14 protein-coding genes and 1 riboswitch are annotated in these 14,855 nt (G+C 55.6%); of the genes, 7 read left to right on the top strand and 7 right to left on the bottom strand.

The features are described from left to right. From FFI61_RS12140 to FFI61_RS12130, 3 genes are all read right to left on the bottom strand, one after another. Entirely contained in the window at window positions 1-1,071 is a 1,071-nt protein-coding gene (locus tag FFI61_RS12140; protein WP_200201518.1) for an AraC family transcriptional regulator, read from the bottom strand. Window positions 1,072-1,237: 166 nt separating this feature from the next. Then, window positions 1,238-2,914, bottom strand: a complete 1,677-nt coding sequence (locus FFI61_RS12135; RefSeq protein ID WP_200201517.1) for an ExeM/NucH family extracellular endonuclease — start codon at window positions 2,912-2,914, stop codon at window positions 1,238-1,240. Between the two features lie 94 nt (window positions 2,915-3,008). After that, window positions 3,009-3,911, bottom strand: coding sequence for a helix-turn-helix transcriptional regulator (locus tag FFI61_RS12130; protein WP_200370725.1), 903 nt, complete (start codon window positions 3,909-3,911; stop codon window positions 3,009-3,011). A gap of 218 nt (window positions 3,912-4,129) precedes the next feature. On the opposite strand from FFI61_RS12130, the gene FFI61_RS12125 reads away from it, so the two are divergent. From FFI61_RS12125 to FFI61_RS12100, 6 genes are all read left to right on the top strand, one after another. Then, entirely contained in the window at window positions 4,130-5,416 is a 1,287-nt protein-coding gene (locus FFI61_RS12125) for an MFS transporter (RefSeq protein ID WP_200370718.1), read from the top strand. Between the two features lie 161 nt (window positions 5,417-5,577). Beyond that, a complete protein-coding gene (locus FFI61_RS12120) occupies window positions 5,578-6,003 on the top strand; it encodes a MarR family transcriptional regulator (RefSeq protein WP_200370717.1) in 426 nt (141 codons plus the stop codon). Window positions 6,004-6,007: 4 nt separating this feature from the next. After that, window positions 6,008-7,402 (top strand): DHA2 family efflux MFS transporter permease subunit, encoded by a 1,395-nt coding sequence (locus tag FFI61_RS12115; protein WP_200370715.1) that lies wholly within the window; start codon window positions 6,008-6,010, stop codon window positions 7,400-7,402. A 38-nt stretch (window positions 7,403-7,440) separates the two neighbouring features. After that, window positions 7,441-7,550: riboswitch (yybP-ykoY riboswitch) on the top strand. An 80-nt stretch (window positions 7,551-7,630) separates the two neighbouring features. Beyond that, window positions 7,631-8,200 (top strand): TMEM165/GDT1 family protein, encoded by a 570-nt coding sequence (locus tag FFI61_RS12110; RefSeq protein WP_200370713.1) that lies wholly within the window; start codon window positions 7,631-7,633, stop codon window positions 8,198-8,200. Window positions 8,201-8,244: 44 nt separating this feature from the next. Beyond that, complete coding sequence (locus FFI61_RS12105) at window positions 8,245-9,303, top strand: L,D-transpeptidase family protein (protein ID WP_413785033.1); 1,059 nt, start codon at window positions 8,245-8,247, stop codon at window positions 9,301-9,303. 47 nt (window positions 9,304-9,350) lie between these two features. Beyond that, the gene (locus tag FFI61_RS12100) at window positions 9,351-10,103 is read left to right on the top strand and encodes an SDR family oxidoreductase (RefSeq protein ID WP_200201510.1); all 753 of its coding nucleotides are present in this window, start codon (window positions 9,351-9,353) and stop codon (window positions 10,101-10,103) included. Between the two features lie 67 nt (window positions 10,104-10,170). Here FFI61_RS12100 and FFI61_RS12095 read toward each other — a convergent pair whose 3' ends face one another. The 4 genes from FFI61_RS12095 to FFI61_RS12080 form a co-directional block, all read right to left on the bottom strand. Further along, window positions 10,171-10,452: an Lpp/OprI family alanine-zipper lipoprotein gene (locus FFI61_RS12095; RefSeq protein ID WP_200201509.1), complete on the bottom strand. Its 282-nt coding sequence runs from the start codon at window positions 10,450-10,452 to the stop codon at window positions 10,171-10,173. A gap of 202 nt (window positions 10,453-10,654) precedes the next feature. Further along, the gene (locus tag FFI61_RS12090) at window positions 10,655-11,215 is read right to left on the bottom strand and encodes a L,D-transpeptidase family protein (RefSeq protein WP_200370711.1); all 561 of its coding nucleotides are present in this window, start codon (window positions 11,213-11,215) and stop codon (window positions 10,655-10,657) included. 108 nt (window positions 11,216-11,323) lie between these two features. After that, window positions 11,324-13,048: a potassium/proton antiporter gene (locus FFI61_RS12085; RefSeq protein WP_200370710.1), complete on the bottom strand. Its 1,725-nt coding sequence runs from the start codon at window positions 13,046-13,048 to the stop codon at window positions 11,324-11,326. 107 nt (window positions 13,049-13,155) lie between these two features. Continuing rightward, a complete protein-coding gene (locus FFI61_RS12080; RefSeq protein ID WP_200370708.1) occupies window positions 13,156-14,226 on the bottom strand; it encodes a substrate-binding domain-containing protein in 1,071 nt (356 codons plus the stop codon). Between the two features lie 98 nt (window positions 14,227-14,324). Between FFI61_RS12080 and FFI61_RS12075 the strand changes: the two genes are divergently transcribed. After that, window positions 14,325-14,849 carry a formate dehydrogenase subunit gamma gene (locus FFI61_RS12075; RefSeq protein ID WP_227714869.1) on the top strand — a complete coding sequence of 175 codons (525 nt, stop codon included), beginning with the start codon at window positions 14,325-14,327 and terminating at the stop codon, window positions 14,847-14,849. The last annotated feature ends 6 nt before the right edge of the window (window positions 14,850-14,855 follow it).

The following is a 14,855-nucleotide window of genomic DNA, read 5'->3' as shown; positions in this document are numbered from 1 at the left end:
TTATGCATGAGCTGGGGTGCCGGAGTGTAGAAACATCCTGCCTGGTTTTTCTTCTGCATCCCTGTACCGGCTGGGGCTGCTTCCCGTCCAGCGCTTGAATGCCCGGGTAAAATTTGCCGCATCGGCATAGCCCAGAACGTCTGCAATCTGGTTCAGATTCATGCTGGTGCCGGTGAGCAGTTCCCGGGCACGTTCCAGCCGAACCTGATCCACCAAATTCTGAAAACTGGCATTCTCTTCCTGCAGTCGGCGTTTTAATGTGCGCTCGGATACAAACAGGGTGGCCGCCACTCTCGCCAGCTTTGGTGGGAAGGGATAGCTGGTTTCAATCACCCGTCGCACCCGGCACCCGAAGCCTGCATCTTCTGTAAGCTGTTTCAAGGCATCTTCACACTGGGCGCGTGACGATGCTGCAAGCTGATCGTCACTGAAGCGGATGGGCGCTGACAGCATGCCTTGGGGAATGACCAGAGCATCTTCCTGGGAGCCATAGTTTACCGGTATCACGATCGCTTGTCGGAACCGACGGAAATACGAGGGTTCCGGGCCTTTTCGTAGAATCGCCGCCCCCCCGATAGTGGTGCCCGTAAGCTGTTCGCCCATGAAGGCGCAGCCAAACAGCATGGCGTCCACAATGAACCCTTGCAGGGGCCCCGGGTCGCCATCACAGCGAATGGTGTAGTGCATCGCATCGCCGTGCTCGCGACTGCTAACGCGCAGATGTGGCGCCCGAAGCGTGAGGTAGCGTGTCATCATATCCAGCGCGTCTTTCAACGTGCGGCTGCTCATCACAGCCACGCCCAGTGCACCGTGCAAAGGCAGTTTCAGTTCACGGGCCAGCATAATGCCAAGGCCGGGTTCGCCGCTTTCAATGATGGCGCGGGTCACAAATTCGTTGGCTTGCGCGTGGCTAACCCGAACGTCTGTTGACTGCAGCCGGACAGGGTCCAATCCAACCCTGAGCAGCAGGTCGCGCTCGTCCAGACCAATGGTTTTTAGCAGTTCAGCCAGTATATGCAGGTAGATGGCCGGCATACCCAGATCCTGTGTATTGGAAGCAGAGACACGCATGGTAATCCTTGTTATCCGCTGTTCTTGTTGTCAGTAAATCTGAATGCTGACACTGATTATGACCTTTGCAGCACCCGGCCCCCATGACTTCAATGACGGGTAAATGGGGGTGGCAGGCCAATTGGTGGGTATATCAGCGGAATCCCTCAGGAATATGAGGCAAGGGTCAGAGCCGGATATCGGTAATCACAGGATTATGATCTGAAGAACGCCAGGGTAAGGCAGTGGTGCCCGGCAAACTTGTCTTGTAACCGAGGGCCCGGGGCTCATCTGCGTTGATGGCCCAGGTAGTTGCGTTGAGCACCCGTGGCACCAGAGACGACGACGCAAGCGCGTAATCCAGAGAACCTTTCTGGCCCTTGTACCTGAAGGTGTAGTGATCACACTGCTGTGCTGAGCATGGGTGGAAGTGATGCACCATACTGGTGAAGCCGGCAAGTTTCAGGGTGGTCAGCGGTGTTTCCTTGTAATAGCTGTTGAGATCACCGGTGATCAACGTGCCGACATGGGCTGTGGTTGTTGGTAGTTGCTCAAGCCATTGCACAAGTGCCTGAGCAGCCTCTGAGCGACGGTGAGCGTAACAGCCCTGGCCATCGTTGTTGTCCTGGTTGTTTCCGGTAGCACCCCGGCAGGATTTTGATTTGAGGTGTGGCACGACTACCTGAATGGATAGGCTTTGGCCCTTGGGCCTGAACGCCTGCATTATTGGCGGCCGGCTGAACAGCCCCGTGGTGAGGCGTTCGGGCTGCCCTTCAGCTGTAATGCGATCATGCCGGTACAGCAAGCCCGTGCGTATCTGGTCGTTACCATCTGCGCCCGGGGTCGCGATAAAAGACCATTCCTGGCCGAGGGCTCGGGTCAATTGCGCTATTGCGCTGGTCTCGCTGTAACCGTCGTTTTCCAGTTCTGTAATCGCCAGTATGTCCGGGTCTGGTGCTTGTAGAGCCTCTACCAGCCGCTTGAGCTGGGTTTTGTGTGCCTTTGCGGTTGGCGCACCCCGTGTTGTGGGAAAACCATCGCCTGCACCATCACCATTGAAGTAATTTTCCAGATTCATGGTCATCACCCGGATATGTTGGGTGTCTGGCCGCAACGGGGCTATAGGGCGAGTGTTAACCGGGCTGAAAACCGGAGGGCGCTCGGGCTGTATTCTCCATGCACCAAACCGGTAGTCGAGAATGCCAGCTATTTCATGGACTCTATCGCCGCTGCGTACGGTGTTCGTGCCCGTTAGCCCGCCCGGGGGCCAGGGAATCGGCTTAGGTTGGCGCACGCCGCGGCCATCATCCAGTAGCAGCCTCTGCTGCAGGTTGCGCGCTGCAATCTTTGCGGCCTTGGGCCCAGGTTCCAGATATTCGGTAGGCACAACCTGATCGTTGCTGGCCAGCGTTAGTTCGCCGTAACGAGCGAGGTTCCAGGAATCAATAATGGTTAAGGGCTGGGTTACACGTACGCGCATGTTTTCCAGCGACTCCAGGTTAATCGACCCCGGCAGGGATAAAATCTGAGCGCCAGGAACCGTCGCGGGGCCGCAAGACTGTATCGCCTTTACCTCAACCAGTTCGGTCAGGCCGTGAAATTCTTTTACGGTACCGGTAACTCGCAGACGCTCACCGGGCGTGCCGGTTTTCTTGCGGGTGTAAACAAACAGGGCTTCCGAGGTTTCAGGGTTGCCATCGGTTTCAGTGTCAGCCTGTTGCAGGTAAAAGCCGCTAAAACCGCCTTTCATGCGGGCATCGAGTGTGAGCACGCCCTCGACAGTAACTTTTTGACCTGCAAGCGGGGAGCGGTCGCCTTTCCCCTGAATTTTGGAGATCGGCGTTGCTGGTCCTCCACAGGACATGGCAGCCAATGCCTGAAAGGACGGCAGCAGCAATAGAATTAAAACTAGGGCGCGAAGGTATCCGGCTCTTGGATTCACACTGCTCGCTTAACGGTTAACGGAGGCCCGCAACGGCTTTCAGAGCACGCTCACGTTTGCTGCCAAACCCTAGGTGGTCCGGATTGGTCAGCTCAAGCTGCTGAACGAGGGGGTCGGGGTGGTAGTTATCCAGAGTGATGCCCAGGCGCGATAACACATAGGGTGCAAGAGCCGCGCGGGTCTCAACTTCCAGGCAGCCATGTTCCATGCCGTAATCCAGCTCGATGATTTTTTGCTGTGCTTCGGTAAGGCGGTGATCCGGGGAGATGGACATGGTAACCGTGCGGTTCCAGTCTTCGTCCTGCTGTATCGAGTGCTTGGCTTTTTGCCGCAGGGCCACAGGTGCAGCATGGAAACGGCTGAGGGCAAAGTCCCGGAACTCCCGGTTGGAATCGCACCAGGCTCGCAGGTGCCAGTTATCACCTGTGCACACCAGAGTATGTGGCTCAAGAATACCTTCTACGGCTTCGGGGCGGCTCAGTGAGGAGTAGCTGGCCCGGAGTTGCCTGCCATGGCGTGTTGCTGTTACCACAGCGCGCATGGTTTCGGGTGCAATGACTCTGTTGGGGCTGTATACAACGGTACTGTCTGGCAAGCCGATATCCAGGGCTTCAAATGTGCTGCTGAGGCTTTGCTGGCGGGCCAGAAGATCCAGGTACTCGCTGACATGCCCGCGGGTTACTACAGGCTGGTAGCGGGGAGATGGCACATAGCCCTTGAGATGGCGATCATAAACAAGGTTGCCCGGAGCGAGTTCGCGCAGGTATGTATTGATATCCTTGGATGCCTGCTGCCTGCCGATGCCAAAGCTGTGGCAAATGTGGTTTGTCGTAAGGCGACCTTCCCACAGTGCGATGGTTTCGATGAGACGGTAGCGAAGCAGCAAATCCCATCGGATGGGCCAGTCCGTTTTTTTCATAACCAGGCGCTCACGGTTTCGTTGAATAATGATTATTGATGTTACCTCCTATGGACTTGCGGGTCTGTTACGGCACATTAATGTAAAATATTGTAAAACGTCGCCATGGCCGCTTGTTGGTATGCTTTGAGGCCTTCTTCGGCTTCGGGAAGTGCTTAGTAGTCAGGCCCGCAAAGGGCTGCTGTAATAGCTTGTTAGAAACCCCCGGAGTTTCCGCCATGACCCGAATGGTCGCCTCTCTTTCAGCTCTCCTTTTGAGCATCGTTTTGCTGGTCAGCGGAAATGCATTTCTGATGACGTTGCTGGGTATTCGCCTGAGCATTGAAGCGGTTTCGCCCGACATCATCGGCTGGGTGCTGGTGTGCTATTCCATCGGCTTTGTTCTGGGCACTCTCTACGTACACCATATTATCGGCCGTGTTGGGCACATACGCGCGTTTGCCGTATTTGCAGCGATTGCGGCGGTAACGTCACTAATGTACCCGATGGCGATATCGATGGTGTTCTGGGCGCTCCTGCGTGTGCTCTCTGGTTTTACCATTGCTGGTGTTCTGGTCGTTATTGAAAGCTGGTTCTCCAGCCGCGCGAGCAACAGCAATCGCGGGGCAATGTTCGCGGTATACCAGATTGTTTTTTACCTTTCTGCTGCAGGTGGTCAGCTCATAATCAACGTGGGCGACCCCGCCAACTTCATGCCGTTTTCCATTGCTGCAATCTTGCTGACACTGGCGTTGGTACCTCTGTCGCTAACGCGGATGGAAGCGCCGGTTATTGAACAGGTGCAGCGCATCTCCTTTTTCACGCTGGCCCGAGAGTCGTTCACCGGTGTTGCCGGCGCCCTGATCTGTGGCGTGCTAATTGGTGGGTTTTATGCCATGGGGCCGGTTTACGCCACCCTGATGGGGCTTGATGTCGCCAAAACTTCAACCTTTATGACCAGTGCTATTATTGCAGCCATGCTGTTGGCTTGGCCTTTGGGGCGGCTTTGTGACCGCTTTGATCGTCGCCGTGTAATGTTCTGGGTGGTGTCTTTTGCCGCACTTGCAGCGGTTGGTGTCAGCTTTACCGGTGCAGATAACCTTTGGCAGCTAACGCTTCTTGTTGGCGCGTTCACTGGCCTTTCGGCAACGATTTACCCGATCTCCGTGGCGATCACCAACGACCGTATGGAAAGCACACGTATTGTGGCGGCCAGTGCCACGCTGCTGCTTAGCTATGGTGTTGGCAGCGTGATTGGTCCTATTGTGATGGCTGAACTGATCAACCTGCTGGGTCCGAAAGGTTTGTTCCTGGGCAACGCCGGGTTCCTGCTGGTTCTTGCCATCGTTACATCCCTGCGCATTACCTACACAGAAGACGTGGCAGTAGAAGATCAGGAGCACTATGTGCCGGCTATGCCGGAAACATCCTCTGTGCTTACTGAACTCGATCCGCGAAATACAGAGTTCTGCGAGTCCCCCGAGGTTGAAGAAATGCATGAAGAGTCCCTGCGCCAAACGGGCTGACTCACAGGATCTGTATTTTTTGCCGATTCTGTTTTGCGTTTACATCTATTTTTAATACAATTGTTAGCTTACTATTGGTAGCTTTCCTGTAATGTAAGCCTTTTGGTCGGCGCTGCGCGATTCGCGGAGCGCGAATCCGGCCCCGGAACGGAGTATTAGTTATGAAAGATCAGTTCCCTTTTGCTGTCGCCCGGGTAACCCGTCGCTGGCGCAAGCTGTTAGACGAACGCCTGAAAGATCTGGGTGTTACCCAGGCTCGCTGGACCACAATGGTCTACCTGCAAGAAGGCGGTGAAGGCCTGACCCAGCGCGAACTGGCCGGATTGATGGCCATTGAGAACCCGACACTTGTGCGCCTGCTCGATAGCCTGGAACAACAGGGGCTGATTGAGCGCCGGGCATGCCCTAACGACCGCAGAGCCCGTCGACTGCACCTGACCGACCCAGGCCGTGAATTCATGGAAGTCCTCACCGACCGCGCCAACATGCTTCGGGACGAAATGCTCGAGGGCGTGGACGAGGGCGATATTGCAGTTGCCTTGAAGGTGTTCCACAGAATCATGGAAAACGGCGAAAAGCAGAAGTAATCACTTGAGTGATAATTCAGTTGCGGGGCTGACGGCCCGATATGGTAACAGCTGGCGCTGGCTAGCCGTCTGCACGGTCATGGTGGGCACCATCGCTACGGTGCTGAGTGCCACTGTGGTGAACGTGGCGCTCCACGAAATCATGGTGGAATTCAATATCCGCCAAGGCATGGTGCACTGGCTGGCAACCGGGTTTATTGCAGCCATGACCACCACCATGCTGGCCTCTTCATGGCTGCTTGATCACTTCGGCGTGCGCAAGACGCTGGCGGTTGCCATGGCTGCGTTTACGGTGATTTCCGTGATTGGCGGTTTTGCCAGTTCGCCGGAGCAACTCATCGCGGCCCGAATTGGCCAAGGCGCCATGGCTGGCCTTATGCAGCCCATGGGTATGTACCTGGTGTTCCGCATCTTTACCCGCAATAAACGCGGTCAGGCTATGGGTATCTATGGCATGGGTGTGGTGCTGGCCCCGGCACTCGGGCCGGTTCTTGGCGGCTTTCTGGTGGATCAGCTGGACTGGCGTTTTGTAATGTTTGCACCAGCACCGGTCACGTTCATTGGCGTATTTATGGCACTGAGATTTCTGCCGGTGCCAGCCACCCGGCCAGCTCCTTACCGCTTTGATCTGCCCGGGCTGGTGTTGCTGGGTGCCACTATCGGGTTTGCCCTTGATACTCTGAACCGCCTGCAAAACCTGGGTGGCCAGGAGGTTCGGGTTGCCCTCGAAGGGCTGGTGGCTCTGGTGTTTCTGCTCATGTTTGTACTGCGTGAAAGGCGCATAGAACACCCCCTGGTGAATGTTGGCCTGCTGCGCAAGCCCAGCTTCCTTTACGCCAATCTGGGCGCTATGGCACTGGGGTTGGCCCTGTTTGGTTCCACTTACCTGATACCGCTATACGTTCAAACGGCCTTGGGCTACACAGCTACTCAGGCAGGGCTGTTGATGCTGCCAGCGGGCATTGTTTTGGGAATGACCTTCCCACTGGCGGGAAAACTGGCTGACCGCGGCGGCGATGCCCGCAAACTGGTTATTTTCGGCATGGCGATGTTTGCTTCATCGGCTATCCTCTTTGCGTTATCCAATCTTACTCTGGCGTTTGGCTGGCTTGCGCTATGGACGGTGTTCGGCCGGATAGGAATAGGGTTTATGCTGCCATCCTTGTCTATAGGCGCACTGAACCCGCTCAAACCCGAAGAGCTGGGCGCAGGCTCCAGTACCATCAACTTTACCCGTCAGTTGGGTGGCGCTTTTGGCGTGAACATTGTGGCACTGACTATTGAGTTCGGTGAGCACAGCGGTGGCGTACCCACCATCAATGCGTTCCATACGGCCTGGTGGCTGGTTGCTGTGTTTGTGGCGGTTGCGGTGGTGCCTGTTTGGCGCATGCGTGCCTAGTGATTTGCCAAACTCCGCGTGATTGACTAACATTGGTCCAACTCTTCAGGGGAGTAGCCTCCGCATCGGTTATCCGGGGCGGACGGTAGTCAACATACTTGGGGCTCAATCCCCATGGCTACCGTGTTTCACTTGGATTCAGTGAAATTGGCAAGACCTGAGGCAGTTTCACCTCCAAGGGCGGAAGGTGGGCTGTCTCATGTCTGATCATCCGCCCCGGAAGATTCCATGGACGCATTTCTCACCTCCACAGTAGCGGTTGCCATTGCCGAGATTGGCGACAAAACCCAGCTACTCTCTCTTTTCCTTGTTGCTCGCTACTCCCAGCGTACCCCCATTATCATGGGCATACTCGTTGCAACAATCCTCAACCATGCGCTTTCGGCCTGGCTTGGAGCCTGGGTGGCTGCCTGGATCCCTGCTGCCTGGTTACCCTGGATTCTTGCCGTAAGCTTTGTGGTAATTGCCTTGTGGCTGTTAGTGCCAGACAAAGATGACAGTGAAAACTCGCGATTTCTTGGCATGGGTGCCTTCACCGCAACCACGGTGATGTTCTTTCTGGCAGAGATTGGCGACAAAACCCAGATTGCCACGGTTGTTCTGGCGGCCCGCTATACGGAGACGTCCTGGGTTGTTATCGGTACAACAGCGGGGATGTTGCTGGCCAATATACCGGTTATCATAGCGGGGCACTGGTTGATGGACAGATTGCCACTGGCAAGTGCCCGGGTTTGTGCAAGTATTTTGTTCGCAGTTATGGCGGTTGCAACACTGTCATCCGTGGTTTGGAACTACTGAGAGTGTCGGCTGTCACTGAACGCTAAGAGGCAGGGTTTTCTGGAATGGGATTTATGGGATTTAAAACGTATTCGGTACTGGCTCTGCTGGCGGCGATTCTGGCTGTTCAGCCTGCGTGGGCTGCAAAACCAAAAAGCACACCTGAGCAGCCTGCTGCTGCACAGGCAACGGATCGTAGCCCTCGTGTACCCACGTTCGAGATCAAGGGGGATCTGGCGGGCCGTCTCGACGTGTTTACCACCCAGTATGAGGATACCTTTGCCGAAGTGGGCAGCCAGCTTGCAATGGGCTATCTGGAATTGGTGAAAGCCAATCCGGGGGTTGACCCCTGGCTGCCGGGTGAAGGCACCACCATTACCCTGCCACGCCAGTACATAATTCCTGATGCCCGCCGCGAAGGCATTGTGATTAACCTTGCGGAATACCGGCTTTACTATTTCACCGAAAAGGGTGTGCAGGTGTATCCAGTGGGCGTCGGCACATCTGAGAACCCATCCCCCCTGGCCGACGCAAAGGTCACCATGCCTCTGGAATCTCCGGCATGGTATCCCCCTGAGAGCATTCGTGCCGAGCATGCAGCCTCTGGCGATTTCCTGCCCCGCATGATCCCGCCTGGCCCGGATAACCCGTTAGGAACTCACGCTCTTTTGCTGAGTGAGAAGGGCTATCTGATTCACGGCACCAACAAGCTGTTTGGCGTTGGCATGCCTGTTAGCCATGGTTGTTTCCGCATGTACAACGAAGATATCTCGCGTTTCGTATACCAGGTGAGCAAGGGAACATCGGTACAGATCGTAAATAAGCCGGTAAAACTGGGTCTTTCCGGAGGGGAAGTCTGGCTTGAAGTTCACCGCCCCCATGAAGACTACAGCCAGCAGGAGAGGGATCGCCTTTGGCGTGAAGTGACTCAGGAAGTTGAAGCCTTCCGCGTGAAATATCCGGGTGTTGAGGTGCAGCGCAAAGCGATAGAGCTGGCGGTGGATCAGGCAGACGGTATTCCGACTATGGTTGGTGAGCAGGTTTCAAGAGTGGCTTCGGATAAAACGCCCAAAGACAAACAGAGCCCTGAATCGGCCGAGCCGGAACAGAAGCTGTATTTCTGATTTCACCACTGTGCGGTTTTCCATCTAACAATAAAACGGGAGAGTTCATGAAGCGCACCATACTGATCACCGGAGCCAGTTCCGGGCTTGGTGAGGGCATGGCCCGCGAGTTTGCGGCCAGAGGTGATAACCTGGCCCTGTGCGCTCGTCGCACCGAGCGGCTGGAAGCCCTGAGGGAGGAGTTGGCGGGTAAATACCCGCAGATCACCATCAGTATTCGTGCTCTTGATGTAAATAATCACGAACAGAATTTTGAGGTGTTCCGGGCCTTTCAAGAGGAATTTGGCACCCTGGACCGGATTATCGTTAATGCCGGCATTGGCAAAGGCCAACCTCTGGGCACTGGTGCTTTCAACGCCAACCGCCAAACTGCAGAAACCAACTTTGTTGCCGCCCTGGCGCAAATGGAAGCGGCCATGGAGATTTTCCGTGAGCAAAACCGGGGGCACCTGGTTACTGTGTCGTCAGTAACTGCTGTGCGAGGCATGCCGGGTAATGTGAACACCTACGCGGCAACCAAGGTGGGCCTTGCGGCGCTTTCAGAGGGCTTGAGGGTTGAGCTGAAAAAGGCGAAATCCCCCATCAAGGTGACAACGCTGTATCCGGGCTACATCAGAACGGCAATCAATGAGAAGGTGAAGAATGCGCCGTTCATTGTGGATGCACAAACCGGTTGCAAGGCGATGGTGAAAGCCATTGAGTCCGGGAAGAGCGAGAGTTTTGTACCCGGCTGGCCCTGGACGCCTATCGGTTTCCTTATCCGCCGCCTGCCGGTTTCGGTATTGGCGAAGCTGTTCTGACGAATCAGACGCAATAAAAAAGGCCGGGATTCCCGGCCTTTTTCTATCGTGCTTTCAAGCAGAAGTATTACTTCTTGCTTGCACGCTCGAGCATACGCTTGGCGCGCTCGTTTGCTTCGTCAGCAGATTTCTGAGCTGCTTTAGCGGCGGCCAGTGCACGGTCAGCGGTCTGCTGGGCAGAACGCGCAGCGCTTGCTGCACTGTTAGCGGTGTTCAGTGCCTTGTCTGCGGACTGCTCAGCAGAGCTTGCAGTTGCATTTGCTTCGTCAAGAGCGCCCTGATCGGTAGTTGCACAGCCTGCAGTCAGAGCAGTAGCCAGTGCGATTCCGGCGATTGTCAGTTTACGCATTGTAAATCCCCTTATTGGTCGAGTTATTTCCTGATGTTCCAAAAGTCAGTGTAGACGACTTTTTCACAGCTGCGGCCCGATAGGCATTGACTACCGGAGTCGTGAAACAGTGTAAAACACTCTGAGAGTAAATGTTAACTCAGTATATGTATATTTTCTTAGGATGTGACAGCAACTTAATACTTGTGCCACGGGGATGTCATCAGGGAAGGATGCGAATTGGGGTGCCGTCGTTGACTAGTTGCCAGATTTCATCCATCTCCTGGTTGTTGACTGCAATGCAGCCATTGGTCCAGTCCAGTCCGGCATAGGCAAAGGCCATATCCTCGGCGCCATTTGGCAAGCCGTGGATCATAATGCTGCCACCAGGGCTCAACCCCCAGTTTTCGGCCATCTCGCGATCTGTTTTGCTAGGGTAGGAAATATGAATGGACTTGTAAAAGTCGCTGCCGGGGTTCCGCCAGTCAAGAGTGTACTCGCCCTCGGGGGTTCGCTGGTCGCCCTCGTAGAGCTTGTGCCCCTCGGGGTTATCCCCAAGGGATATGCGATAGCTGCGTACAACTTCTTCCCCGTTCATCAGGTAAAGACGGCGTTGCCCTTTTTTCACCAATACCTTGTTCACCACCAGGGAGTCGCTTGGTGAATCCTTGACTACCGGCATGTGGGTATCGGCTCTGGCCAGCAACTCTGTGCCATAGGCCGGAACACAAGCCGTAATGAAAAACGCCAGGAGGAATCGGGGTAATAAACGGGGAATAGCCATATCCTAAGCTTACCAATGATTAATCTTTACGCAGTTCAGTTTATAACATAACTGCTCATTGGAATGTTAAGGGGTTTTGTTAACTTTTATGGCTATCTCGTGCATAGGTCACACGTTTTGTGCCCTATCCATTTTTAAGCCCACCTTGGTGACCTGGTCGGCCTCTGTTGCCCTTGCCACCAGCGTGACGGGCCCGAGGACCACGGTATCGCCAATAACCGGGTGGCCCTTGGTGCGTTTGGTAAAGCACTCAGCCAGCGACAGCTCCGGGGCCAGCTCATCAAACTCAATGCCGTAAACCTGCTCTACATCACCAAGCAGCGCATCGCCGTTCAGCACAAAGTCCCCAAAAAAAGCTCTTTCCGCGAGATACTTCGGCGTGTGACGGCCGCTTAGTGCTTTGCCCAGCTCCTTCAGCACGCTCGGCGTCGCAAACATAGCCACCATGTCGCCACTGGACACTTCCAGATCAGCCTCGGGCTGCAGGCAAACCTGGTTGCGGAAGACTCCCGCAACGGCAGTGTTTTCCGGAAAGCGCAATTGGCCGAGCACCCTTGGGGATTCCCAGTTCTCGCCTCGCAAGGGGAATAGCATGAGCTCGTGGTCGCCGGCTGCCGGTACATCAAGCGGCAATCGCCGAAAAGGCTCGCCGTTTGCGGGGATTTCCAGGCGCAGCAGGCGCGCAAGGGGCGTAATTGTGGTGCCTTGAACCAGCAGGGAAACCAGAACGATAAAGAAGGCCGCATGGAACACCAGTTGTGCCTCCGGTAGGCCGGCTATGATCGGGAACAGCGCCAGTACAATCGGCACGGCACCTCGCAAACCCACCCAGCTGATAAAGCCCAGCTCCCGGCGGTTAAAGCCGAAGGGCCAGAGGGTCGCCAGAACAGTGATCGGCCGGATCACGAAAATCAGTGCCAGTGCCAGTACCAGGCCCGCCCCCGCCAGTGGCAACAGGTCGGAGGGGTTCACCAGAAGGCCCAGAATCAGGAACAGGCAAAGCTGAGCCAGCCATGCCAGGCCGTCATGCACCTGCAGAATCATCGGCATCATCCTGACCTTGCGGTTACCGATCACTACGCCACAAAGATAGATCGCCAAAAACCCACTGCCGCCCAACAGGTTAATTACGGAGAACAACAGAATGCCTGCGGCTACTACCAGCAGTGGATAGAGTGAGGGCATCAGGCGGATGCGATTAGTCAGTTCGGAAATCAGAAAGCCGCCAAGGACGCCGCCAATACCACCAATGCTGAACTGCTTGAACAGCAGAATAAGCGAATCCTGAATGGCGTGGTCGCCGTCACTGGCAATCAGGGTAACCATCATCAGCGTCAGGAAGATCGCCATAGGGTCGTTACTGCCGGATTCGATTTCCAGAGTGGCACTCACCCGCTCATTCAGGTGCAGCCCGCGCCCCTGAAGTAGCGAGAAAACCGCTGCCGCGTCGGTGGATGAAATAATGGCGCCCACCAGCAATGCGGTCATCCAGCTCAGATCGAAAACCAGCCAGGCGACCAGCGCCGCGCCCAGTGCGGTCATGGCAACCCCAACCGTGGCAAGCAGCATGGCGGGTTTCAGGCCTACGCGGAAGGTTTCTGCCCGGGTTCGCATTCCGCCGTCAAGCAGGATAACGCCCAGTGCGAGGCTGGCTACAAGGAAGGAGAGTTGAAAATCGTCAAACTCGATGCCGCCCGGGCCGTCTTTGCCCATCATCATGCCCACCGCCAGGAAAACAAGCAGCACCGGCATGCCTACCCGGCTGGAAAGCGGGCTCAAAAGGATGCTGATGACAAGCATCAGAGCACCGACCAGGGTGAGCATTGGGTCCATCAGAACTCCGTATGTGACTGCTTGCCGGGAAATGGCGGAAGCGCGAGTGGGCTAGCTCAAGTTTGCCCATCGCGGGCCCGATAGACAAGTAAGAGTGTTCCTCAATGTCATCTGGCAATCAGCGCATCAAACGTGGTGATTTCGCCAGGATTGTCTGGCTCATATCCTGACACCGTGTTGATGCGGTCTATCAGTGCCGGTGATTTCATCAATGCGGTCAGGTACTCCAGAGTGGCAGCGGGCAAGCGATCCTGACGGTAGATCAGCATGTAGTGCTCGCAGGCCAGCTCAATAAATCTCAGATTGAACTGCTCCGCCGCAGCCTGCACGCCAAAACCCACTTCTGCCATGCCGGAAGCGACAAAAGCGGCAATGGCAGTGTGAGTAAATTCCTGTTGAGGGGTGCGGTTAATCCGGCTTTCGGCGATGCCTTGCTGCTTCAATAAAAGGTTAAAGAGAACTCGGGTGCCGGAATGGCGATCGCGGCTTACAAAACTGAGCCCGGATTCGCTCAGGTCCTGCAGGGTGCGAATGTGTTCATGCTCACCTTTGCGCATCATCAGCCCTTCGCGCCGGGTAACAAAACGGATCAGGCGATGATTGATGTCGCTCAGGTGCCGTTGGTAGTGGCTGAGAATCTGTCGGGCGAGTGCCGGGCAGGTCGGTATGTGAAAGCTCGCAACGTCGCATTCACCGCTATTGAGCGCAGAAAGAGCGTCTTCCGGGTTCCGGTACTGCAGGTTGATGTTTACCTGCTGTGAAAACTCCGGCAGCAGTGCCACCGAGTACCCGTGGCTGGCATGCAGGCGCAGAGTGGGTTGCGCACCCGCGAGCAGATGCTGAACCTGATCGTTAAGTTCTGCCGTCATACTGTCGATTTGCGGCCCCAGTCGGGCTTTCACCCGGTGCTCTGCCCACAGCAGCGTTTCGCCCAAAGCTGAGAGTTGGCTACCGTGGCCCTTGCGCATAATCACCAGAGGCAGGCCCAGAATGTCGGCCGCCCGGTTCAGGAGGTTCCAGGCATGGCGGTATGAAATCCCTGCAGTTGCTGCCGCAACCGTTAGCTTGCCTGTGTCGCGAATGTTTTCAAGCAAACGAAACAAAACCGGCTCGAAGAACTCGTCGGCATCGGTGCGAAACACCCAGGCAGGGACAATGTCCAGTTTTTTGTTATGCATTCGAGTTCATATTCCTTAGGTGTGCTGGGAGTGCTAATTTGGCTGCAGAGAGCTTGTTTACTGTATCAGAATAAAAACAGGTAGGAACAATTATGCATATGTCAGAGAACGCTAACCACAGCGCGGCGGTGACGACCCTGCCCGAGGACTGGAGCCCTGACATCATCCGTCAGCAAGTCGCAGCTTTGCAGCATGAGCCCGGCGCACTTTTACCCATTCTGCATGCCATACAGAACCGCATTGGTTATGTGCCGGAGGGTGCCGTACCCATCATTGCCGAAATGTTGCAGCAGAGCCGCGCTGATATTCACGGGGTTATCAGCTTTTATCACCACTTTCGCACCCGCCCTGCCGGCAGCAACCTGCTGGAAGTATGCCGTGCGGAAGCGTGCCAGGCGCGGGGTGGCCGCGCATTTGAACGACACGTTCAGGAAAAACTGGGTGTGGACTACCACCAGACCACAGCGGACAACGAGTTCACCCTCGAGCCTGTGTATTGCCTGGGCAATTGTGCCTGTGGCCCTTCTATTCGCATAAACAACGAAACCATCGGGCGAATGACTCCACAGAAATTTGACCAGCTGGCGGACAAGCTCACAACGTCTGTCCTTCAGCTAAAGTAATAGCAG

The sequence above is a fragment of the Marinobacter sp. DY40_1A1 genome, from assembly GCF_016597815.1.
Taxonomy (GTDB): Bacteria; Pseudomonadota; Gammaproteobacteria; order Pseudomonadales; family Oleiphilaceae; genus Marinobacter; species Marinobacter xiaoshiensis.
This window is presented reverse-complemented; position numbering and strand designations above follow the sequence as displayed.

Excerpts from the sequence above, each read along its gene's own strand:
- FFI61_RS12140 (WP_200201518.1), bottom strand. The coding sequence starts at position 1,071 with ATGCGTGTCTCTGCTTCCAATACACAGGATCTGGGTATGCCGGCCATC.
- FFI61_RS12135 (WP_200201517.1), bottom strand. The coding sequence starts at position 2,914 with ATGTCCTGTGGAGGACCAGCAACGCCGATCTCCAAAATTCAGGGGAAA.
- FFI61_RS12130 (WP_200370725.1), bottom strand. The coding sequence starts at position 3,911 with ATGAAAAAAACGGACTGGCCCATCCGATGGGATTTGCTGCTTCGCTAC.
- FFI61_RS12125 (WP_200370718.1), top strand. The coding sequence starts at position 4,130 with ATGACCCGAATGGTCGCCTCTCTTTCAGCTCTCCTTTTGAGCATCGTT.
- FFI61_RS12120 (WP_200370717.1), top strand. The coding sequence starts at position 5,578 with ATGAAAGATCAGTTCCCTTTTGCTGTCGCCCGGGTAACCCGTCGCTGG.
- FFI61_RS12110 (WP_200370713.1), top strand. The coding sequence starts at position 7,631 with ATGGACGCATTTCTCACCTCCACAGTAGCGGTTGCCATTGCCGAGATT.
- FFI61_RS12105 (WP_413785033.1), top strand. The coding sequence starts at position 8,245 with ATGGGATTTATGGGATTTAAAACGTATTCGGTACTGGCTCTGCTGGCG.
- FFI61_RS12100 (WP_200201510.1), top strand. The coding sequence starts at position 9,351 with ATGAAGCGCACCATACTGATCACCGGAGCCAGTTCCGGGCTTGGTGAG.
- FFI61_RS12095 (WP_200201509.1), bottom strand. The coding sequence starts at position 10,452 with ATGCGTAAACTGACAATCGCCGGAATCGCACTGGCTACTGCTCTGACT.
- FFI61_RS12090 (WP_200370711.1), bottom strand. The coding sequence starts at position 11,215 with ATGGCTATTCCCCGTTTATTACCCCGATTCCTCCTGGCGTTTTTCATT.
- FFI61_RS12085 (WP_200370710.1), bottom strand. The coding sequence starts at position 13,048 with ATGGACCCAATGCTCACCCTGGTCGGTGCTCTGATGCTTGTCATCAGC.
- FFI61_RS12080 (WP_200370708.1), bottom strand. The coding sequence starts at position 14,226 with ATGCATAACAAAAAACTGGACATTGTCCCTGCCTGGGTGTTTCGCACC.
- FFI61_RS12075 (WP_227714869.1), top strand. The coding sequence starts at position 14,325 with ATGTCAGAGAACGCTAACCACAGCGCGGCGGTGACGACCCTGCCCGAG.